Origin of the sequence: Bradyrhizobium sp. 22, from assembly GCF_000482425.1 — a bacterium.
Taxonomy (GTDB): Bacteria; Pseudomonadota; Alphaproteobacteria; order Rhizobiales; family Xanthobacteraceae; genus Bradyrhizobium; species Bradyrhizobium japonicum_B.
This window is the reverse complement of the sequence record NZ_KI519400.1, coordinates 1,730,030-1,749,758: the sequence shown is the minus strand read 5'-3', so window position 1 is coordinate 1,749,758 and position 19,729 is coordinate 1,730,030. Positions and strand designations below refer to the sequence as shown.

Sequence of the window (19,729 nt, the reverse complement as noted above, 5' to 3'; positions counted from 1 at the left end):
TGACCCAGTTCGTTTGAATACGCTACTACGGGCTCTTACTGGTGCTTCTCGAAAGCGAGTTGTCCCCAAAGCTAGTGCAGACGCCTATAGCCCTACGACCGTAGCGCTCATGCTGACCAGCGCATGTCAGCTGCGTTGCTCGTACTGCTATGCTGAAGCTGGCGACACCAAGACGCAACACTTATCGTCCGAGATTGCTCGCAAAGCAATTACAATTGTGGCGCGAAATGCGAGCCAGACTGAGCAGAGACAGTTTACAGTTCATTTGCACGGTGCGGGCGAGCCGACCTTGATGCCAGGCACGATTGCCTCACTTCTTGATCACATTTCTGTCGAGGAAACACATTGGTCGACGATTTGCCGGAAGATAATGTCCTCGAATTTCTGCGTTCCTCCGCAGCAGGCCGTTTCTTATGCGCGATCGCTAACGCAGATCTTTGTATCCTCGGACGGCCCGCCAGACATCGCTGATGCATTTCGCCCCATGGCAAAAAAGGGGGGCTCCTCAGGCGCAATCTTGGAGAATGCATTAGCCGCCGTCTACGGTGCGCAACTATCTGACAAAATTACCATTCGCTGTACGGTTTCGAGTGCGACGCAACGTCGACTTTGTGAAATCACGCGCTATTTCTCTCAGTTCGGCATCAGGAAAATCTATTTCGTGCCGGTTTCATCGCTCGGGCGAGGTCAAGATTCGCTAGCAATTGCTGCCGACGTATTTGTCGAGGAGTTCCGCAAGTGCGGGCGCGTAGCCGAAAGCCTGGGTGTCTCGATTTACTACCCCGGAACGGATCTGTCTCGCGCCCGACTTGATGGATATGCCTGCGGCATTAAAGGATCGAACTTCGCGGTATTGCCCGATGGCACCGTCTCCGTCTGCTATGAAGCGGTCGTGCCAGGGTCTGAGCTGCGGGAAGCGTACCGAATTGGCACGCTGTCATCCGAAGGCTTGCGTGTCGACGAAAGCAGGGTCCAGCAAATTGCGCATTCGACGCACGTCTCGCAGCGGGCCGCCTGCAACACTTGCTTTTGTCGGTTGACTTGCGCGGGGCAATGCGCGGCCCGGAATGTGGCCCCCGGTATCAACAAGCGTGACTTACCGATGACTGATGCGTGTGACATCACTAGAGCGTTAACTCAAGCTGCAATTGAGGATCTGTAGAAGGGAACGTCAAATGACAGTCGACCAGAAATTGGATCGTATTCTTGAAGAGATCGCCAAGATTTCTGAGCAACTGATGCTAATGCAAGCGATCTTATTGGAGTCATCGAAGCTTTCGCCAAAGAGTAAGGGCCGGCGGTCCATACGCACAATGCAAGTAGTGCTTGACGGATGCGAAGATCAGTCGATTGAGCCCAGCGGCCCGGCAGATGATGGCGACGACGGTGATGGTGATGGCGGAGACGATGGGGGAGGCGACAAAAAGATAGCGAAGCCGCAGGTTGTTCGTAGTAAGCGTAAGACATCCTCAGGCCGGCGAAAATAGGATGTCCCGGCTGACTAACGGCGGAATGACAAGGCCGACGACGGCTTCCTCGTCGGCCCTCGGCCCTCGACGCTTCTTGCTAATCTATCCTCCGTTGGTGAGGTCGGGGCTAAACGGACCTCCCTTGGGAATTCAGCATTTGTCGTGGGCGCTCAAATCGATCGGAGCGAGCGGCGACGCGATCGATTGCAACATTCAGTTTGCCCGTGAGTTGATCTGCGACAAACACTTATCCGAACTATCGCTACGAGTACCTCGCCAGTCGACCCGCGGCGTTATGTTGGCTAGTCTTGCCTCGCTTTCTGAAAACGAGCGCCTGAAATTCCCTCGTGCCTTTGATATATCCTATCCGGTCAAGTCGAATAGGGGCGGTCGCGCGTCGCTATCCGAGGACGAGCAGCGTTACGTTTTTGGTACGAGTCAAACGTTCAATGCGCTTGTTAAATTGGTTGCGATGCATAACCCGACATTTGTTGGAATCTCGATCCTGTCGCATTCGCAGATGCTTTATGCAGTTGAAATTGCCAAGTGGATTCGTGGACGCAGCAAAGCGACCATTGTGTTCGGTGGGTCTGAAATAAGTGGCTGGTCAACTGATCGTATTCGTCGACTCTCGGAAGAGCCCTACGTAGATCACGTTGTGCTCGGTGATGGAGAGTTCGCGATCCGGCGGCTATGGCAAGGAGTCGGCTGCAACGAGAAGATTGTGCGAGGCGAGCCTTTATCTTTGGGACAAATTCCCATTGGTGCGTCTTTTGAGCTTGATTCGGATCTTTACCTCAAGCCAAAACTTCTGAACGTTGTTGAATCGAAGGGATGCTATTGGAATAGATGCACGCACTGCGACTACATTGCCCTAAATGAGGAGCTCGACGTCGGCAGAAGAGTCGGGCAATTGGTCGATGGGCTCGAAGCGCACGGAAAGAGTACTGGTATCTATGATTTTCATCTTGTGAACGAGACTCTCACCCCATCACGCGCTAAGAAGCTCGCGATCGAAATCGCTCAACGTCGCTCAAGAATCCGATGGAATTCGTTTGTTAAGATCGACCGTCGATTTGGTGAGGACATTTTGCGTCTTTTGCCTCCGGGAGGCTGTGACTTCCTAGTAATCGGCCTTGAATCGTTATCTGATCAAGCATTGCGGGTATTGGATAAAGGCTATACCGCGAAAGAGGCGCTTGAATGGATTCGCACAGCCCGCCGCTGCGGCGTAAATTTAGTGCTCAACTTTATTGTCGGGATACCTGGTACAACGATTGAAGATGAAATGATTACGCTGGACCGCCTGGCGGAATTTCCGGAGCTTGCTAGTCGAAGCAAGGTATTTAGTTTCGTACTAAGCAGGCTATCCATGATGGGCCAGAAACCGGCATCTTTTGGTATCGATGTGCTAAAGAGCCCTGATAGTGCAGCAGAGGCTCACAGAGGCGGGAGTTCACTGCGCTTTCGGAAGTCGGCCGATATCGAGAATCGCCTCAATGGATTTCGCCAAGGACTGCAGCAGATTATGGCGAGGCATCGGCTGGCGGGTCCTCTTGCCCATATCATACTAGCATGTCAATTCGACCGTCCAATTCCACAAGGTCAAATTCGACTTTCGTCGTCCGTCGCTGCCACTCTGGCCATCAATGGCCGTACAGAACGTTGCGAGATCTACGACTACAGAAATGGGACTAATCTCTCGTTGCCGAGCCATTTTTATCCTGATCTGGAGTTCTTGATTAAGAGACGACTAATCTCAGCTTCAGAGTTTCTGGCCGGGAAGAAGGGAATCGCGAGAGCAAGTCTCCTTCAGCACCTTGGCGAGGCAGGGTTCATACGCGTCGAAAAGAGTGAAGGTCCGCACCAAGCCCGCTCCGCGCTTATTTCATGACTTGCTTTGCGATACTTCTCTTGTGTACGGAGCGTGCGAGAGCAAGTAGCTCGGTTGTAGAAGCCAAAAGCGGCCCCTCCATAATCACGGAATAACGCACTCTCTTCGAATTGTTTTCCACGGAATGGTACGCAGCGACGTTTATGAGCATTGGTGCTCCATTCCGAACCGGAACGCTAGATGTGGTCGCGCTTCGTGCCCCAGTGGGACTTAGTCCAACCATGAACCGACAGCCTCTGTCGTACGTCAGGGGCAGGTGAGTTACAATCGCGACAGGCCCAACTTCATCTCGATGACAAGGAATCTTCGCACCAACTTCGAGAGCCAAGATCCTGATGCGTCTGCAGCGGTCGACATCTACGATCTTTGAAACTGCGCGCATGATCGTCGGACAGCTATCGGCAAAGGGTGTCTGAGCGAACTGGGAGCTAGGTTGTGGGGTGAAGCCGTACTTGGCCTCAGCTTCGGTGTATGTCGGGTTCCCCCGAAGCGTACGAAGACCGAGCGACGCCCATCCCGGCACATCTCGATGCGGCCGGAAGTGTCGCTTGAGAGCGGCCGCCTCTCTGGACATCATTGTGACCGCGAATCTTCTGTCGAGTACAAGGTGCGGACGAACGTGGAGATATCCGGCCAGCAACAGCGCATCGGTATCTGTCATGGGCAGCCTTAAAGAACGTCCTGCAATCCTGACGTCAAATCCACCGTCGGATTGTCCGCCGAACAATGAACTCGCCGCGACAATATGGGGTACCGGTCAAAACGGTTGGATGCGGTTCAATTCCGTTTGCATTTCGGCGGATATCCCGTCAAAGTTGCTTAATTAGGTCTCATTCACTTTACGCCGTGTCGCCTCCGGCGTCGAGCGCGATGGGGGAGATGATTGGTTCGCTTCGCGTTGCAACAACAGCAAATTTTCACAGCCTTAGGCGGCAGATGAGCAATGGCCGGCTCGGCAGGCAGGACATCGAGGCCATCTTTTCCAACGACGAGAAAGAATAGCAGAGCGAGCGCGTCGAAGACGTCGCTTGCTGATTGAGGCCGAGCATTCGCAGCGAGAGCCGTCGGCAAAGATTCTAATATGTTAGCCTGCCGCTCCCGGCACACCCGCCTCGCCCGCCTTAAGCTTCTCTCGCCCGGCGGATGCGGTCCCTGCGCCGGGTGATGTCTGGATGAGAGCCGATGGACCAGCAGAAACTCGACCGCGCGATCGGTCGCCGCTTGAAGACGCTGCGGACGCAGGCGGGCATGACGTTGAACGAGCTCGCCGGCCGCTCCGGGGTCAGCCGGGCCATGATCGGGCGGGTCGAGCGGGCGCAGAGCAGTGCGACGGCCTCGCTGCTCGGCAGGCTCTGCGCCGCCCTCGACGTCTCGCTCAGCGATGTCGTCGCGCTCGCCGAGAAGCCGCCGGAGCGGCTGGTTCGGCTCGCCGATCAGCCGCTCTGGCGCGATCCCGACAGCGGCTATCGAAGGCGGCACGCCTCGCCGACGGATGCAGCGAGCGGCATCGAGATCATCGTCGTCGATCTGCCGGCCGGCGCACGGGTGCCGTACAGCCCCTGGGGCCGCAACGCCTTCACCCAGCAATTGTTGATGCTGGAGGGCGCGATCGCCGTGTACATCGACGCCAAGACGGTGCGCCTGCGCGAGGGCGACTGCCTGGATTTCGACGTGATGCGCGCGGTGACCTTCGAGAACGAAACCAGGCAGGACGCGCGCTACGTCATCATCACGCGGCGCGGCTCCTCCTACGGGAAGATGTGATGTCGCTGATCGCAGGCGCCCGCCCACGCGCACGAACTTGAAATGAGGCCCAGCATGCAGATTCGCACCGGCGATACCTTCGATCCGCGCGTCGTCGCGCTGCTCGATCATCACGTCACGTCCGCGCGGGCACAGACCGCGCCGGGCAGCGCACATGCGCTCGACCTGGCGGGCCTTCGCGCCGACGATGTCGCGTTCTGGACCGGCTGGGACGGCGAGCTGCTCGTCGCCACCGGGGCGCTGAAGACACTTTCGGCCGTCCATGGCGAGGTGAAGTCGATGCATACGCTTCAGACCACGCGGCGGCGCGGCTTCGGCGGCCAGATGCTCCGCCACATCATCGCGGAGGCCCGCACGCGCGGCTTGAGGCGGCTCAGCCTCGAGACCGGTTCATGGGATTATTTCAAGCCGGCGCATGCGCTCTACCAGGCCCACGGTTTCGTCCTCTGCGGTCCGTTTGAGGGTTATCGCGATGATCCCAATAGCCTTTTCCTGACGCTCGATCTGACGCAAGGCTGACTGCCGGCCGGGGCTTCGGCCAGTTCGCGCGCGGCACTGCATTCCCGTTCGACAAAATGAGTTGCGTACCTCAAAAAACCTCTGCTAGCCTTCAGCCATGGCCGAGACCCTGACCGCGAGTGCGCTGACGCTGAAGGACATCGCCCGCGAGGCGGGCGTCAGCCTCGCGACGGTGGACCGCGTCCTGCACAACCGGCCGGGCGTGCGGCCCGAGACGGTGCGGCGCGTCAAGGCGGCGATCGAGCGCAATTCGTTCCAGCCCCACGTCGCCGCCGCCGAGCTTGCCCGCGGCCGCGCCCGCCGCTTTGCCTTCGTGATGCCGTCGGGGCCGAACCCGTTCATGCAGCAGATCGAGGCCTATCTCGGCGAGATGTCGGGCTGGCTCTCGGCCCGCCGCCTCAGCGTCGAGATGGTCGCAACCGACGTGTTCGATCCCTCCGTGCTTGCGGCCTCGCTCGAGGCGCTCTCCGGCGATTGCGACGGTGTCGCCGTCGTGGCGCTGGATCACCCCACCGTTCGCGCCGCGATCAACGACCTCGTCGATGCCGGCACCCAGGTGGTGACGCTGGTGTCGGACGTGCCGTCGTCGCGCCGCCACCATTATGTCGGCATCGACAACATCGCGGCGGGTCGGACCGCCGGCGCGCTGGTCGGACGACTGGTCGGCCAGAAGTCCGGCAAGGTCGCGATCGTGGCGGGCTCGCAGGGCCTGCGCGACCATGCCGAACGCATCTTCGGCTTCAACCAGGTGATGGCCTCGGAATTCCCCGGTCTCAGCGTGCTGCCGGTGCTGGAAGGGCGCGACCAGGACGATCGCTCCGAGCAGGTGCTGGCGCGGCTGCTCGCCAAGCATGCCGACATCGTCGGCCTCTATAATGTCGGCGCCGGCACCCAAGGTGTCGCCAAGGCACTGAACGACAAGGCACTGAACGACAAGGCGTTGAGCGATGCCGGCCGCGACAAGGTGGTGTTCGTCGGTCACGACGTCACCGTGCTGACGCGCCGCCTGCTGCTGCAGGGCGTGATGGATGCCGCGATCTCGCAGAACCCCGGGCATGAAGCGCGCGCCGCCGTGCGCGTGCTGCTCGCGCTCGCCCGCGGCGAGCCGATCTTGCGCGAACAGGAGAAGATCAGGATCGACATCGTGATGCGGGACAATCTGCCCTAGCTATCGAATGGGCCGTGGCGAAAAGCGCGACATCAAGATCGTGCAGCGCAATGAGGAAAGAGGAGGACGATTTGTATCTCGGACTGGACATCGGCACGTCCGGCGTGAAAGCGGTGCTCGTGAGCGAAGCCGGCGCGATCGTCGCGACCGGCGCGCGCGAGCTCGCGCTGTCGCATCCGGCGCCGCTGTGGTCCGAGCAGGACCCCGATGCCTGGGTCGATGCGGCGATCGGCGCGGTCGACGATCTCGCAAGCCGCCATCCGCGCGAGGTTGCGAGGGTTCGCGGCATCGGCCTGTCCGGCCAGATGCATGGCGCGACGCTGCTCGATGAGGACGGCAAGCCGCTGCGCCCGGCGATCCTCTGGAATGACGGCCGCTCGCAGGCTGAATGCGCGGTGCTGGAGCGGCGCTGTCCGTCGCTGCACGCGATCGCAGGCAACCTGGCCATGCCTGGCTTCACGGCGCCGAAGCTGCTGTGGATCGCGCGGCACGAGCCCAAGATTTTCGAGCGTGTCGCAAAGGTGCTGCTGCCCAAGGCCTATGTGCGTTATCGCCTCACCGGCGAGATGGTCGAGGACATGTCCGATGCCGCCGGCACGCTGTGGCTCGATGTCGGCGAGCGGCGCTGGTCGGCCTTGCTGCTGCACGCTACCGGGCTCGACCTCCATCACATGCCGCGCCTCGTCGAGGGCAGCGCGGCGAGCGCAGTGCTCGCTCCGGATTTTGCGCAGCGCTGGGGCATGAGGAAGGACGTCGTGGTCGCGGGCGGCGCCGGCGACAATGCCGCGAGCGCGATCGGGCTCGGCGCGATCGCGCCCGGCGATGCCTTCCTGTCGCTGGGAACATCAGGCGTTCTGTTCCGCGTCACCGATCGCTTCGCGCCAGCGCCGGCCTCGGCCGTGCACGCGTTCTGCCACGCGCTGCCCGGCCTCTGGCATCAGATGGGCGTGATGCTGTCGGCTGCGGCTTCGCTGGCCTGGCTCTCCGGTGTGATGGAGGTGCCGGCCGCAACACTGCTGGCGCCACTCGGCGAGCGCGTCGATGCGCCGAGCCCGATCAGATTCCTGCCCTATCTCGACGGCGAACGCACGCCGCACAACGATGCCGCCGCGAGCGCCGCCTTTGTCGGTCTGCGCGGTGCCACCGGCCGCAGCCAGATCGTCCAGGCCGTGCTCGAAGGCGTCGCCTTTGCCGCGCGCGACAATCTGGCGGCGCTGAGCCAGGCGAGCGGGCCGATTGCCGAGGTCGATCTCGTCGGCGGCGGCTCGCGCTCGCCGCTATGGGCACAGATCTGTGCCGACGTGCTCGGCATTCCCGTTCACCGCGTCGAAGAGGGCGAGGTGGGGGCGGCCCTCGGCGCCGCGCGGCTCGGCCGGCTCGCTACCACCGGCGAGAGAGCCGAGGCGGTCTGCACCCGGCCGCGACGACTCGCGAGCTTCACGCCCCGCGCTTCCCTCGCTGCCGCCTATGACGAAGCCTATCGGCGATGGCGCGAGCTTTATCCCGCATTGAAGGAGTCCCTGAAGTGAACGCGTCAGCCAAATTCTTCGATGCGAGCGCACCTGTCGCCTTTGCCGGCCAGGACGCGGGACCGGCGCCCGCGTTCCGCTGGTACGACAAGGACCGCATGGTCCACGGCCGCAGACTCGAGGATCACCTGCGCTTTGCGGTCTGCTATTGGCATTCGTTCTGCTGGCCGGGCGGTGACCCCTTCGGCGGCGAGACGTTCCTGCGGCCCTGGCATCACGGCAGCGATGCGATGACGCAGGCGCGGGCCAAGGCCGATGTCGCGTTCGAGCTGTTCCGCCTGCTCGATGTGCCCTACTTCACCTTCCACGACGTCGACGCGGCGCCGGAGGGCGCTTCGCTCGCCGAGTCCGTCGCCAATCTCAACGCGATCGCCGATCTGTTCGAAGCGAAGATGGCATCAGCTAAGGTCCGCCTGCTCTGGGGCACTGCGAACCTGTTCACGCATCGCCGCTACATGGCGGGTGCGGCGACCAATCCCGACCCCGAGATCTTCACCTACGCGGCCGGCCAGGTCCGCGCCGCGCTGGAGGTGACGCACCGGCTCGGCGGCCAGAACTATGTGCTGTGGGGCGGGCGCGAAGGCTATGAGACGCTGCTTAACACCGATCTCAAGCGCGAGCTCGACCAGCTCGGCCGCTTCGTCTCGCTCGTCGTCGAGCACAAGCACAAGATCGGCTTCAAGGGTCCGGTCCTGATCGAGCCGAAGCCGAAGGAGCCGACCAAGCACCAATATGATTTCGACGTCGCCACCTGCTACGGCTTCCTCGAACGTTACGACCTGCTGAAAGACGTCAAGCTCAACATCGAGCAGAACCACGCCATCCTCGCCGGCCATTCCTTCCACCACGAGGTCGCGCTGGCCGAGGCGCTCGGCGTGTTCGGCTCGCTCGACATCAACCGCGGCGACGATCTGCTCGGCTGGGATACCGACCAATTCGCGATGAACGTGCCGGAGCTGGCGCTGGTGTTCCACGAGATCCTGAACCGCGGCGGCTTCACCACGGGCGGGCTCAATTTCGATGCCAAGATCCGCCGCCAGTCGATCGATCCCGACGATCTGATCCATGCTCATGTCGGCTCGATGGATGCCTGTGCGCGGGCCTTCCTCGCCGCCGCCGACATGGTCGACGCCGGCGTGCTGAGTGCGCCGCTTGCAAAGCGCTACGAGGCGTGGGCGGGCCCCGATGGCCGGGCGATTCTCGCCGGCCAGCGTTCGCTTGCCGATCTCGCCGACCGCGCGCTTCAGCCCGGCTTCGACCCGCAGCCGCGCTCGGGGCGGCAGGAATATCTGGAATCGCTGGTCAACCGCTATGTCTGAGGAAACGCCGCTGATGACGAAGACTGACGCGACACCGGTGCTCGAGCTCTCCGGCATCGGCAAGGAATTCGGCGCCATCCGCGCGCTGCACGAGGTCGACCTGCAAGTCATGCCGGGGGAGGTGGTCGGCCTGATGGGCGACAACGGCGCGGGCAAGTCGACCCTGGTCAAGATCATCGCCGGCAATTTCCGTCCCAGCCATGGCGAGATCCGTTTTGCCGGCAGCGCGGTCCATTTCAGCCGGCCCGTCGATGCCCGCGCGGTCGGCATCGAGGTCGTGTATCAGGACCTCGCGCTATCAGACAATCTGACGGCGGCGGCCAACGTGTTCCTCGGTCGCGAGCTGAAGCGGAAATTCGGGCCCGTCGCGCTGCTCGACCACAAGGCGATGGCGGCGCGGGCGCTGGAGCTGTTCGGCGAGCTGCGCTCGGAAACACGCCCCGACGATCTCGTCAAGCAGATGTCCGGCGGCCAGCGCCAGGCGGTTGCGATCGCGCGCACGCGGCTCTCCAATGCGCGGCTGGTGATGATGGACGAGCCGACCGCCGCGATCTCGGTGCGTCAGGTCGAGCAGGTGCTCGGCCTGATCCACCGGCTGAAGGAGCAGGGGGTTGCCGTGATGCTGATCTCGCACCGCATGCCCGACGTCTTCGCGGTATGCGACCGCGTCATCGTCATGCGCCGCGGCGAGAAGCGCGCCGACAAGCCGATCCACGAGACCTCGCCGGAGGAAGTCACCGCCCTCATCACCGGCGCGAAGGAGGCGGCATAATGGCCATGCCCATGGAATCTCCGATCAGCTTCACCAATGTGGGCCGGATCAGATGGTGGCAGCGCGGCATCTTCGCCTCGCAGACCGGCTACGTGCTGCTCGCGCTGGCGGTGCTGCTGGTGATCATGCATTTCGCCAGCCCGTATTTCTTCACCGAAGGCAACATGCAGAACGTGGCGAAGAACTTCTCCTTCATCGCCATCGCCACGCTCGGCGTCACCTTCGTGATCATCACCGGCGGCATCGACCTCTCGGTCGGCTCGATGATGTGCTTCTCCGCCATGATCACCTCGATGGTCATGACCGAGCTGTCGTCGCCCGGCTCGCCCGCCGGCGCCTTGTTCGTGCACATGGCTGCGGACGGCAAGACCGTGCTCGCCAACGTGCCCGGGCTGATCCTGCTGGTCTCGGTCCTGGCCGGTCTCGGCGTGGCGCTGATCGCCGGGCTCGTCAACGGCTTCTGCATCGCCGTGCTCGGCCTGTCGCCCTTCGTCACCACGCTCGGCATGCTCTCGATCGTGCGCGGGCTCGGCTATGTCGTCTCCAACGGCCGCGGCAGCTTTCCGGGCGGGCCCGATGCCGATTATTTCTACGCCGCGACCTCGGGCGACGTGCTCGGCGTACCCGTGCCGTTCATCTATCTGGTGGTCCTCGCGCTGACGATGGCCGTGGTGCTGCACCACACCGCGTTCGGCCGCCACGTCTTTGCGCTCGGCGGCAACGAGAAGGCGGCCGAGCTGACCGGCATTCCGGTGGTGCGGGTGAAGATCGAGGTCTACGTGATCTGCGCGCTGGCCGCCGGCCTGCAAGGCATCATCATCTCGGGATGGCTCGGGTCGGCGCCGGCCAACATGGCGACCTCCTACGAGCTCAACGTGATCGCGGCCGCCGTCATCGGCGGCGCCAATCTTGCCGGCGGCATCGGTGGTCCGCTCGGCGCCATCGTCGGCTGCGTGCTGCTGGAGGTGATCCGCAACGGCCTCGTGCTGGCGCAGGTCTCGTCCTACTGGCAGCAGACGCTGGTCGGCGTGATCATCATCCTGGCCGTGCTGGTCGACCGCATTCGCTCGCGGATGACTTGAATTGACGTGGTTCTCGGGAAGGCAACGAAAACGCCGCCCGTCTGCTTCCCGGACGATCTTGAGAAGGACGGGCACCAAGCAAGAGTGGAGGAGACGATGAGGAAATTTCTTCTGGCCGGCATCGCGGTTGCGATGATGGCGACGCCGGCATTCGCCGCGAACTACCGCTTCGTCATCGTACCGAAGGCGATGAACAATCCGTTCTTCGACTTCGCGCGCGACGGCTGCCTGAAGCGGGCCAAGGAGCTCGGCAACATCGAGTGCATCTACAAGGGACCGGTCGAGCACGAGCCGGCGACGCAGGCGCAGATCATCCAGGACTTCGTCACCCAGAAGGTCGACGGTCTCGCCATCTCGGTCGCCGACGTCGCGGCCATGACCAAGTCGATCGAGGCGGCGACCGCCGCCGGCATCCCCGTCATCACCTTCGATGCCGACGCACCCGGATCCAAGCGCCTCGCCTATATCGGCACCAACAACAAGGAGTTCGGTGTCGCGCTCGGCAAGCAGCTCTTGAAGATGCGGCCCGACGGCGGCAAATACGCCATGGTCTCCGGCGGCCCAGGTGCCAAGAATCTCGCCGAGCGCGTCGACGGCGTGCGCGAGGCGCTGAAGGGCTCGAAATGGACCGAGGTCGCGGGCTCCCCGACCTTCTGCAACGACGATCCCGCGCTGGCGGTGCAGCAGATGACGGACATGCGCACCGCGACGCCCGATCTCGCCGCGATCGTTCCCATCGGCGGCTGGCCGATGTTCGCGCCCGAAGGCTTCAAGGCCTTCGCGTCCAGGAACAAGAAGGACATCGATTCCGGCAAGTTCACCCTTGTCGTCGCCGATACGCTGAAGATGCAGCTCGAGCTGCTGCGCGACGGCTATGCCAATGCGCTGGTCGGCCAGCGTCCGTTCGAGATGGGCGAGAAGGCCATGGATACGCTGCTCGCCATCAAGAAGGGCGAGAAGGTGCCGGAGATCGTCTACACCGGCCTCGATCTCGTCACCAAGGACAACGTCGCGCAGATGTTGAAGTAGGAGCGCCCGCCAGCCCCGCGCTCCTGCATGCCTCTCCCGCTTGCGGTTTCCGCAAGCGGGAGAGATGATTTGAACTGTTGGAATGAAGACAAGGCCATGGGAATGAAACGATCGCGGCTCGGCTCGCTCGACGTCACCTCAATCGGCCTCGGCTCCGCGCCGCTCGGCGGATTGTTCAGTCCTGTGAGCGATGCCGATGCGGAGGCGACGATCGCGCGCGCTTGGTCGGTCGGGGTACGATTCTTCGATACCGCGCCGCTCTACGGCTTTGGCCTCGCCGAACGGCGGCTCGGGGCCTTCCTGCGGCAACAGCCGCGCGCCTCCTACGCCATCTCGACCAAGGTCGGCCGCCTGCTGCGCATGCCCGAAGGCGCGGCCACTGAGGACGAGCACTACAAGGGCACGTCGCGCGAGCGGCCGGTGTTCGACTTCAGCTATGACGGCGTGATGCGCTCGGTCGAGGAAAGCCTGGGCCGGCTCGGGCTCGACCGCGTCGACGTCCTGCTGGTGCACGATCCCGACGATCATTATGACGAGGCCGTCACAGGTGCCTTCCGCGCGCTGCAGCGGCTGCGCGAGGACGGCACGGTCAAGGCGATCGGCGCCGGCATGAACCAGTCGGAGATGCCGGTTCGCTTCGCGGAAGCCGTGCCGGTCGACTGCTTCCTGCTCGCCGGGCGCTACACGCTGCTCGACCAGGGCGCGCTGGATGCGCTGTTTCCGGTCTGCACGGCCAAGAACATCGGCATCCTGCTCGGCGGCATCTACAACAGCGGCATTCTCGCCGATCCGCATACGAGCGCGAAGTTCAATTATCAGGATGCCGATGCCTCGCTGGTGGCGCGGGCGTTGGAGCTCGAGGCGCTCTGCCGCAAGCATGGCACCGAGCTGAAAGCCGCCGCGCTCCAGTTCTGCATGGCGCATCCGGCGGTAACCGTCGCCGTGATGGGCGCGCGCAACGCCGCCGAGGTCGCCGACAACATCGCGATGTCGGAGAAGACCGTGCCGGCCGCATTCTGGCAGGAGCTGCGCGCGCGAAGCCTCGTCGATGCGCGCGCGCAGCTGCCGACGGGAGCGTAAGGCATGATCATCGATGCGCATCAGCATTTCTGGGATCCGGCGCGCGCCGACTATCCCTGGATGGCGGCGGACGAGCTCGCGCCGATCCGTCGTGCATTCGGCCCGGCTGATCTGGCGCCATTGCTGAAGGCGAACGGCATCGATGCCAGCATCCTGGTGCAATGCCGCTCCTCGCTCGAGGAGACCGAGGAATTCCTGGCGATCGCGCATGCGACGCCGTCGGTGATCGGCGTCGTCGGCTGGGCCGACCTGACCGACGGGGCGCTCAGCGACACGCTCGCCCGGCTGCGTGGTTTGCCGGGCGGAGACAAGCTCGTCGGCATCCGCCACCAGGTGCACGATGAAGCCGATCCCGATTGGCTGCTGCGCGAGGACGTCCAGCGCGGGCTCACGGCTGCGTTCGCACACGATCTCACCTACGATTTTCTCGTCCGCACCCGCGAGCTGCCCGCCGCGATCGCAACCGCGCAGGCCTTTCCGCAAGCGCGCTTCGTGCTCGACCACGCCGCCAAGCCGCCGATCGCGGACGGCGGCAGCGCCGAATGGTCTCATCGCATCAAGGCGCTCGGGACCTGCGGCAATGTCTGGTGCAAGATCTCGGGCCTTGCGACCGAGGCAGTTTGGAACGACTGGGATGTGGAGCGCCTGTTTCCCTTCGTCGCGCACGCCGCAGACTGTTTTGGCGAGGACAGGCTGATCTTCGGCTCGGACTGGCCAGTGTGCCTGCTTGCGGGAAGCTACGGCGAGATCAAGGCCGCGCTGGAAGCCTGCCTGGCGAAACTTGGTCCGCAGGTGCGGGACAAGGCGTTCGGCGTGAATGCAGCGCAGGCGTATCGGCTGGCGATGGCCAGCTAGCTGCGCTCCCGCTGTGCTGGCAGAGCAAAGTCCAATCGCATTTGAAAATCAGCGGAGGCCGTCATGCCCGGGCTTGTCCCGGGCATCCACGTTCTTTGTGCTGCGTAGAAGGGCGTGGATGGCCGGGACAAGCCCGGCCATGACGATGTGAGTGCTACTCCGACATCGGCTTGTCGGAGATGTCCCAGTCCTTGCCGGTGAAGGTGGAGATGAACAGCGTCTTCATCGGCGTGTAATCCTCCGGCGTGTAGCTGTAGGTGACGCCGTCGAGGAAGTAGGGCGAGTGGAAGCCCTTGAGGTTCGAGGCCTGCTTCAGCACGTTGGCGCGGGTGAGCTCGTCGCCGCAGCGGCGCAAGATCTCGCCCATGGTCACGGCCTGGCCGTAGCCGGCGAAGGCGATGGTGTTGTCGGGGTCGATCGCCGGCGTGTATTTCTTGCGCAATTCCTCGAACGCCATCACGTCGGGATCCTTCTCCCATTTCGGCAGGCCGACCTCCTTATTGTAGCGGATGGCGACGATGCCGGTGGCGTTCTCGAGGCCCGCCGCGCTGAGGATCGAGCGGCCGGTCGAGCCGGCCGACAGCAGCTGCAGCGGCTTCCAGCCGAGCTCGGCGACCTTGCGGATCGACTGCGACGAGGCCTTGCCGGTGGAGATGTTGTAGAAGACGTCGGCGCCCGACTTCGACAGGTTGATGAGCTGGGAATCGACGGTCGGTTCGGTCAGATCATAGGTTTGCTCCATGATCACCTGCGCGGTGCCGCCGGCATCCGCCAGCACCTTCTTGAAGGGACCGAGGAAGTCGCGGCCGAAATCGTCGTTCTGGTAGAGGATGCCGATCTTGGCATTCGGCTTCACGCTGACGACGTGGCGGGCCAGGATGCGCGCCTCGGTCGGATAGAGTGGCAGGCCCGCCATCGTCCATTTGAACTCTTTCGGATTGTTCCACTTCGACGCGCCGGTGTTGAGCAGCAGCTGTGGCACGCCCTTGGAGTTCAGGTACTTGTGCACGGCGGTCTGCGGCGCGGTGCCGAGCGAGCCGTAAAGCGCGAGCACCTCCTCCTGCTCGACCAGTCGCCGCGTCGCCTCGACGCATTTCGGCGCGCTGTAGGCGTCGTCCATGGTGAGAAACTTGATCTTGCGCCCGTTGATGCCGCCCTTCTCGTTCAGCATCTGGAAATAGGCTTCGCCGATGCGCCCGAGCACGCCGTAGAGCGAGCCGGGGCCGGAATGCGGCACGGTCTGTCCGATCTTGATCTCGGTGTCGCTGGCGCCCGCATCGTATTTCTTCTCCGCGGCCCAGACGTAGGGCGCGGGCAAGGTGGATGCGGCGATGGTGGCAAGCGCGGCGGCGTTGAATTCGCGCCGCGATGGTTTCTTCGTCATTATTTGTTTCTCCCTGGTGCGCGCATTGTGCTGGGAACGCTGCACGGCTCGCAAGTGGGAAGTCGCATCTTTGCGACGCAATGACGCTTAAATCGCGCGGAGCCCAGCGCCTAGACTCAAGTTTTCTCGGCGACGACGACGAGACCGCGCACCGGCTCGTTGTTCTCGTTGCGCGGCGAGGCCGGCTCCAGCGTCAGCAGCTTCAGGCCCGCCTTGGCGATGGCGCCGCGAACATATTCCGCTGGATGGGCATAACGCAGACCCTCGCCGAGAACGATGCCGCTGCCGTCATGCGTCTCCAGCGTGAAGGCGAGCACGCCGCCCGATGCGAGCACGCGGCTCGCTTCGTCGAGGACCGGCGCGAGATCGGCGAGATAGACGAACGCATCCGCTGCGACGATGAGGTTCGCGCTCGCGTCATGCTTCGTGCGCAGGCCTTCGATCATGTCGGCGACCTCGAGCTCGGCGTAGAGGTTGGTGGCGCGCGCCTGCTTGATCATGCCGGGCGACAGGTCGATGCCGATGAAATGATCGACCTGCTTGGCGAAGGCGGCGGCCGCAAGGCCGGTGCCGCAGCCGAGATCGATGGTGCGCTTGAAGTAGGCCGGTTTCTTCGCGGCGACGCGCGCGGCCAGCACCGCCTTGAAGATCAGGCTGGGCGCGCGGTAGCCGAGATCGTTGATCAGCGCATGCTCGAAACGCGGGGCGTACTGGTCGAACAGTGCCTGCACATAGGCCTTCGGCATCTCCGCCATCTCGGTATCGCCGAGCCGCATCAGATGCAGGCCGGCGCCGTGCTGGTCGGCGGGGTCGGACCTCCGCGCTTCTCGAAACGCCGCGATGGCCTTGTCGCGCTCGCCGAGCTGCTGCCGGATTTCGCCGAGCGTGAACCAGGCCGAGGTGAAGTCGGGCGCCAGCTCGATCGCCTGCTCCAGCAGGTCGGCGGCCGCGGGCAGATCGCCCTTGAGCTGGAGGTCGCGCGCGAACTCGAAGCGGCGGTCGGCCATGAGATCGCCGGAGGTCTGGAACAGGCGGAGCGGCATGGAACTACTCGTCATTGCCGGGCTTGACCCGGCAATCCATCAAAACAGAACTCTTTAAGAAGATGGATGCGCGGGTCAAGCCCGCGCATGACAGCTTAATTTGAAGCGCCCACTGCCTATATCACGACCATGCGACCTCAAGACATCCTGTTGCCAGCTGCTGCCGGCCTGTGCTGCAGGCCCGGCGGCTTCCATATCGACCCCGTCCGCCCGGTCGAGCGGGCCGTGATCACCCACGGTCATTCCGATCATGCCCGCGCCGGCCATGGCGCGGTGCTGGCGACGCAGGAAACGCTGGACATGATGCGACTGCGCTATGGCGAGAACTTCGCCGGCTCAACGCAGGCGATCCGCTATGGCGAGGAGATCCGTCTCGGCGATGTCCGCGTCAAGTTTCACCCGGCGGGCCATGTGCTGGGCTCGGCGCAGATCGCCGTGACGTGCAAGCAGACCTGCATCGTCGCCTCCGGCGACTACAAGGACGCGCCGGACCCGACTTGCACGCCGTTCGAGCTGGTGCCCTGCGATGTCTTCATCACCGAGGCCACCTTTGGCCTGCCGGTATTCCGGCATGGCGACGCCGCCGATGAGGTCAGCAAGCTGCTCGCCTCGGTCGAGTTGTTTCCCGAGCGCGCGCATCTCGTCGGCGCCTATTCGCTCGGCAAGGCGCAGCGCGTGATCAAGCTGCTGCGGCAGGCTGGCTACGATGCCCCGATCTACCTGCATGGCGCCATGGAGACGATCACGCATTACTACCAGAGCCGCGGCATCGACCTCGGCGAGCTCCGGCCGGTGAAGGGCGTCAAGAAGGCGGCGCTGGCCGGCACCATCACGCTGGCACCGCCCTCGGCGACGTCAGACCTGTGGACGCGGCGCTTTCCCGATCCGGTCACCGCGTTCGCCTCGGGCTGGATGCGCGTGCGCGCCCGGGCACGGCAGCGCGGCGTCGAGCTGCCGCTGGTGATCTCCGACCACGCCGATTGGGACGGTCTCACCGCCACGATCGGCGCCACCGGCGCCGGCGAGATCTGGGTCACCCACGGCCAGGAAGATGCGCTGGTGCATTGGTGCCGAAGCAAGGGCCTGAAAGCGCAGCCGCTCGACCTCGTCGGCTATGGCGACGAGGAGGAAAGCGAGACGCCGATCACGGGTGAGGCTGAGGCATGAACCGCTTCGCCGAACTCCTGGACCGCCTCGCCTACGAGCCTGGCCGCAATAACAAGCTGCGGCTCATCACCGGCTATTTCCGCGAGGTCGGCGACCCCGACCGCGGCTACGCGCTCGCCGCGCTCACCGGTGCGCTCAGCTTCAAGCACGCCAAGCCGGCGCTGATCCGCAACCTCATCGCCTCGCGCACCGATGAGGTGCTGTTCGGCTTGAGCTACGATTACGTCGGCGATCTCTCGGAGGCGGTGGCGCTGATGTGGCCGAAGGCCGGGCTTGCCGCGCACAACAACCCACCACCCCCGACCCTCACCGAGGTCGTCACCACGCTGCGCACGCTCGGCAAGACCGAGCTGCCGAAGCAGCTCGAGCGCTGGCTCGACGAGCTGGACGAGACCGGACGCTGGGCGCTGTTGAAGCTCGTCACCGGGAGCTTGCGGATCGGCATCTCGGCGCGCCTTGCCAAGACCGCGGCGGCCGCGCTCGGCGACAAGGATCCGCATGAGGTCGAGCTGATCTGGCCGGGCCTCGCACCGCCCTATCTCGACCTGTTCGCGTGGCTGGAAGGCCGCGGCGACAAGCCGGTCAACCGTGATCCCGCGCCGTTCCGGCCCGTGATGCTGGCGCATGCGATCGAGGACACCGATTTCGCCGGGCTCGATCCGGCCGACTACATCGCCGAATGGAAATGGGACGGCATCCGCGTTCAGGCTGTTGCCGGCCGCGACGAGCGCGGCCACATCACGGCGCGGCTCTATTCGCGCACCGGCGAGGACATCACGGGCAGCTTTCCGGACCTCGTGCCGTCGCTGCATTTGCCGGGTGCGATCGACGGCGAGCTGCTGATCCTGCGCGAGGGCCGCGTGCAGAGCTTCAACGTCCTGCAGCAGCGCCTCAACCGCAAGGTCGTCTCGCCCAAGCTGATCAAGGAGTTTCCGATCCACCTTCGCGCCTACGACCTGCTCGGCGACGACGAGAACGATCTGCGCGAGCTGCCGTTCGCGGAGCGGCGCGAGCGGCTGGAGAGCTTCATCACGAAGCTCGGTGATCCCCGCATCGACCTGTCGCCCACCGTGCCTTTCGCAAGCTGGGACGCATTGACCGCCGCGCGCGCCGATCCCGCGAGTGCGGGCGCCGGAGAAGATGCGGACGCCGTCGAAGGCGTGATGCTGAAGCGGCGCGATGCGCCCTATCTGCCGGGACGGCCGAAGGGCCAATGGTGGAAGTGGAAGCGCGATCCGCACATCATCGACGCCGTGCTGATGTATGCGCAGCGTGGTCACGGCAAGCGCTCGTCGTATTATTCCGACTACACCTTCGGCGTCTGGACCGCGGGCGAGGGCGGCGACGAGCTGGTGCCGGTCGGCAAAGCCTATTTCGGCTTCACCGACGAGGAGCTCTTGCAGATCGACCGCTTCGTCCGCCGCAACACCACGGAAAAATTCGGTCCCGTGCGCCATGTCGTGCACGAGGGCGACAAGGGGCTGGTGCTGGAGGTCGCGTTCGAGGGCCTGCAGCGCTCGCCGCGGCACAAATCCGGCGTCGCCATGCGCTTTCCCCGCATCAGCCGCCTGCGCTGGGACAAGCCGCCGCGCGAGGCCGACCGGCTGGAGACATTGGAGCGGATGCTGAAGGCGGAGGAGATCGAGGTGTGAACT

General features: G+C 63.8%; 18 protein-coding genes. 15 read left to right on the top strand and 3 right to left on the bottom strand.

Going from position 1 to position 19,729, the window contains the following annotated elements; all coding sequences use genetic code 11:
* The first annotated feature begins 109 nt into the window (after positions 1-109).
* The 3 genes from K410_RS38950 to K410_RS38945 all read left to right on the top strand — a co-directional run bounded on the left by K410_RS38950 (position 110) and on the right by K410_RS38945 (position 3,363).
* Positions 110-1,162 (top strand): radical SAM protein, encoded by a 1,053-nt coding sequence (locus K410_RS38950; protein WP_196236088.1) that lies wholly within the window; start codon positions 110-112, stop codon positions 1,160-1,162.
* A 13-nt stretch (positions 1,163-1,175) separates the two neighbouring features.
* Entirely contained in the window at positions 1,176-1,487 is a 312-nt protein-coding gene (locus K410_RS0133685; RefSeq protein ID WP_028138951.1) for a hypothetical protein, read from the top strand.
* Between the two features lie 139 nt (positions 1,488-1,626).
* Positions 1,627-3,363 (top strand): B12-binding domain-containing radical SAM protein, encoded by a 1,737-nt coding sequence (locus tag K410_RS38945; RefSeq protein ID WP_196236087.1) that lies wholly within the window; start codon positions 1,627-1,629, stop codon positions 3,361-3,363.
* Here the strand turns inward: K410_RS38945 and K410_RS41570 are convergent.
* On the bottom strand, positions 3,353-3,937 hold the full coding sequence (locus K410_RS41570; protein ID WP_433994221.1) for an aspartyl/asparaginyl beta-hydroxylase domain-containing protein: 585 nt from the start codon (positions 3,935-3,937) through the stop codon (positions 3,353-3,355). The genes K410_RS38945 and K410_RS41570 overlap by 11 nt on opposite strands.
* Before the next feature lie 608 nt (positions 3,938-4,545).
* On the opposite strand from K410_RS41570, the gene K410_RS0133670 reads away from it, so the two are divergent.
* The 10 genes from K410_RS0133670 to K410_RS0133625 all read left to right on the top strand — a co-directional run bounded on the left by K410_RS0133670 (position 4,546) and on the right by K410_RS0133625 (position 14,480).
* Positions 4,546-5,127: a helix-turn-helix domain-containing protein gene (locus K410_RS0133670; protein WP_028138950.1), complete on the top strand. Its 582-nt coding sequence runs from the start codon at positions 4,546-4,548 to the stop codon at positions 5,125-5,127.
* Positions 5,128-5,181: 54 nt separating this feature from the next.
* Entirely contained in the window at positions 5,182-5,646 is a 465-nt protein-coding gene (locus K410_RS0133665; protein WP_028138949.1) for a GNAT family N-acetyltransferase, read from the top strand.
* Between the two features lie 97 nt (positions 5,647-5,743).
* Positions 5,744-6,814, top strand: coding sequence for a LacI family DNA-binding transcriptional regulator (locus tag K410_RS0133660; RefSeq protein WP_028138948.1), 1,071 nt, complete (start codon positions 5,744-5,746; stop codon positions 6,812-6,814).
* Positions 6,815-6,885: 71 nt separating this feature from the next.
* Positions 6,886-8,343, top strand: a complete 1,458-nt coding sequence (gene xylB / locus K410_RS0133655; RefSeq protein WP_028138947.1) for a xylulokinase — start codon at positions 6,886-6,888, stop codon at positions 8,341-8,343.
* The gene (gene xylA / locus K410_RS0133650) at positions 8,340-9,662 is read left to right on the top strand and encodes a xylose isomerase (protein WP_028138946.1); all 1,323 of its coding nucleotides are present in this window, start codon (positions 8,340-8,342) and stop codon (positions 9,660-9,662) included. The genes xylB and xylA overlap by 4 nt, the downstream gene beginning before the upstream one ends.
* A 13-nt stretch (positions 9,663-9,675) precedes the next feature.
* On the top strand, positions 9,676-10,434 hold the full coding sequence (locus K410_RS0133645) for an ATP-binding cassette domain-containing protein (RefSeq protein ID WP_028138945.1): 759 nt from the start codon (positions 9,676-9,678) through the stop codon (positions 10,432-10,434).
* On the top strand, positions 10,434-11,516 hold the full coding sequence (locus tag K410_RS0133640) for an ABC transporter permease (RefSeq protein ID WP_028138944.1): 1,083 nt from the start codon (positions 10,434-10,436) through the stop codon (positions 11,514-11,516). Before K410_RS0133645 ends, K410_RS0133640 begins: the two co-directional genes overlap by 1 nt.
* Positions 11,517-11,612: 96 nt before the next feature.
* Positions 11,613-12,545 carry a sugar-binding protein gene (locus K410_RS0133635; RefSeq protein ID WP_028138943.1) on the top strand — a complete coding sequence of 311 codons (933 nt, stop codon included), beginning with the start codon at positions 11,613-11,615 and terminating at the stop codon, positions 12,543-12,545.
* Between the two features lie 102 nt (positions 12,546-12,647).
* A complete protein-coding gene (locus tag K410_RS0133630) occupies positions 12,648-13,625 on the top strand; it encodes an aldo/keto reductase (RefSeq protein WP_028138942.1) in 978 nt (325 codons plus the stop codon).
* Positions 13,626-13,628: 3 nt separating this feature from the next.
* Positions 13,629-14,480, top strand: a complete 852-nt coding sequence (locus K410_RS0133625; protein ID WP_028138941.1) for an amidohydrolase family protein — start codon at positions 13,629-13,631, stop codon at positions 14,478-14,480.
* Positions 14,481-14,634: 154 nt separating this feature from the next.
* Here the strand turns inward: K410_RS0133625 and K410_RS0133620 are convergent, their stop codons facing one another.
* Together K410_RS0133620 and K410_RS0133615 are read right to left on the bottom strand one after the other, a co-directional pair.
* Positions 14,635-15,864: an ABC transporter substrate-binding protein gene (locus K410_RS0133620; protein WP_028138940.1), complete on the bottom strand. Its 1,230-nt coding sequence runs from the start codon at positions 15,862-15,864 to the stop codon at positions 14,635-14,637.
* 116 nt (positions 15,865-15,980) lie between these two features.
* Positions 15,981-16,907 carry a class I SAM-dependent DNA methyltransferase gene (locus K410_RS0133615; protein WP_028138939.1) on the bottom strand — a complete coding sequence of 309 codons (927 nt, stop codon included), beginning with the start codon at positions 16,905-16,907 and terminating at the stop codon, positions 15,981-15,983.
* A gap of 129 nt (positions 16,908-17,036) precedes the next feature.
* On the opposite strand from K410_RS0133615, the gene K410_RS0133610 reads away from it, so the two are divergent.
* Both K410_RS0133610 and K410_RS0133605 read left to right on the top strand, forming a co-directional pair.
* Positions 17,037-18,074, top strand: a complete 1,038-nt coding sequence (locus tag K410_RS0133610) for a ligase-associated DNA damage response exonuclease (RefSeq protein WP_028138938.1) — start codon at positions 17,037-17,039, stop codon at positions 18,072-18,074.
* Positions 18,071-19,726, top strand: a complete 1,656-nt coding sequence (locus tag K410_RS0133605; protein WP_028138937.1) for an ATP-dependent DNA ligase — start codon at positions 18,071-18,073, stop codon at positions 19,724-19,726. Before K410_RS0133610 ends, K410_RS0133605 begins: the two co-directional genes overlap by 4 nt.
* The last annotated feature ends 3 nt before the right edge of the window (positions 19,727-19,729 follow it).

Bases quoted from the DNA above. Each gene is read 5' to 3' on its own strand.
- K410_RS38950 (WP_196236088.1), top strand. From the start codon at position 110: ATGCTGACCAGCGCATGTCAGCTGCGTTGCTCGTACTGCTATGCTGAA.
- K410_RS0133685 (WP_028138951.1), top strand. From the start codon at position 1,176: ATGACAGTCGACCAGAAATTGGATCGTATTCTTGAAGAGATCGCCAAG.
- K410_RS41570 (WP_433994221.1), bottom strand. From the start codon at position 3,937: ATGTCCAGAGAGGCGGCCGCTCTCAAGCGACACTTCCGGCCGCATCGA.
- K410_RS0133670 (WP_028138950.1), top strand. From the start codon at position 4,546: ATGGACCAGCAGAAACTCGACCGCGCGATCGGTCGCCGCTTGAAGACG.
- K410_RS0133665 (WP_028138949.1), top strand. From the start codon at position 5,182: ATGCAGATTCGCACCGGCGATACCTTCGATCCGCGCGTCGTCGCGCTG.
- K410_RS0133660 (WP_028138948.1), top strand. From the start codon at position 5,744: ATGGCCGAGACCCTGACCGCGAGTGCGCTGACGCTGAAGGACATCGCC.
- K410_RS0133645 (WP_028138945.1), top strand. From the start codon at position 9,676: ATGACGAAGACTGACGCGACACCGGTGCTCGAGCTCTCCGGCATCGGC.
- K410_RS0133640 (WP_028138944.1), top strand. From the start codon at position 10,434: ATGGCCATGCCCATGGAATCTCCGATCAGCTTCACCAATGTGGGCCGG.
- K410_RS0133635 (WP_028138943.1), top strand. From the start codon at position 11,613: ATGAGGAAATTTCTTCTGGCCGGCATCGCGGTTGCGATGATGGCGACG.
- K410_RS0133630 (WP_028138942.1), top strand. From the start codon at position 12,648: ATGAAACGATCGCGGCTCGGCTCGCTCGACGTCACCTCAATCGGCCTC.
- K410_RS0133625 (WP_028138941.1), top strand. From the start codon at position 13,629: ATGATCATCGATGCGCATCAGCATTTCTGGGATCCGGCGCGCGCCGAC.
- K410_RS0133620 (WP_028138940.1), bottom strand. From the start codon at position 15,864: ATGACGAAGAAACCATCGCGGCGCGAATTCAACGCCGCCGCGCTTGCC.
- K410_RS0133615 (WP_028138939.1), bottom strand. From the start codon at position 16,907: ATGCCGCTCCGCCTGTTCCAGACCTCCGGCGATCTCATGGCCGACCGC.
- K410_RS0133610 (WP_028138938.1), top strand. From the start codon at position 17,037: ATGCGACCTCAAGACATCCTGTTGCCAGCTGCTGCCGGCCTGTGCTGC.
- K410_RS0133605 (WP_028138937.1), top strand. From the start codon at position 18,071: ATGAACCGCTTCGCCGAACTCCTGGACCGCCTCGCCTACGAGCCTGGC.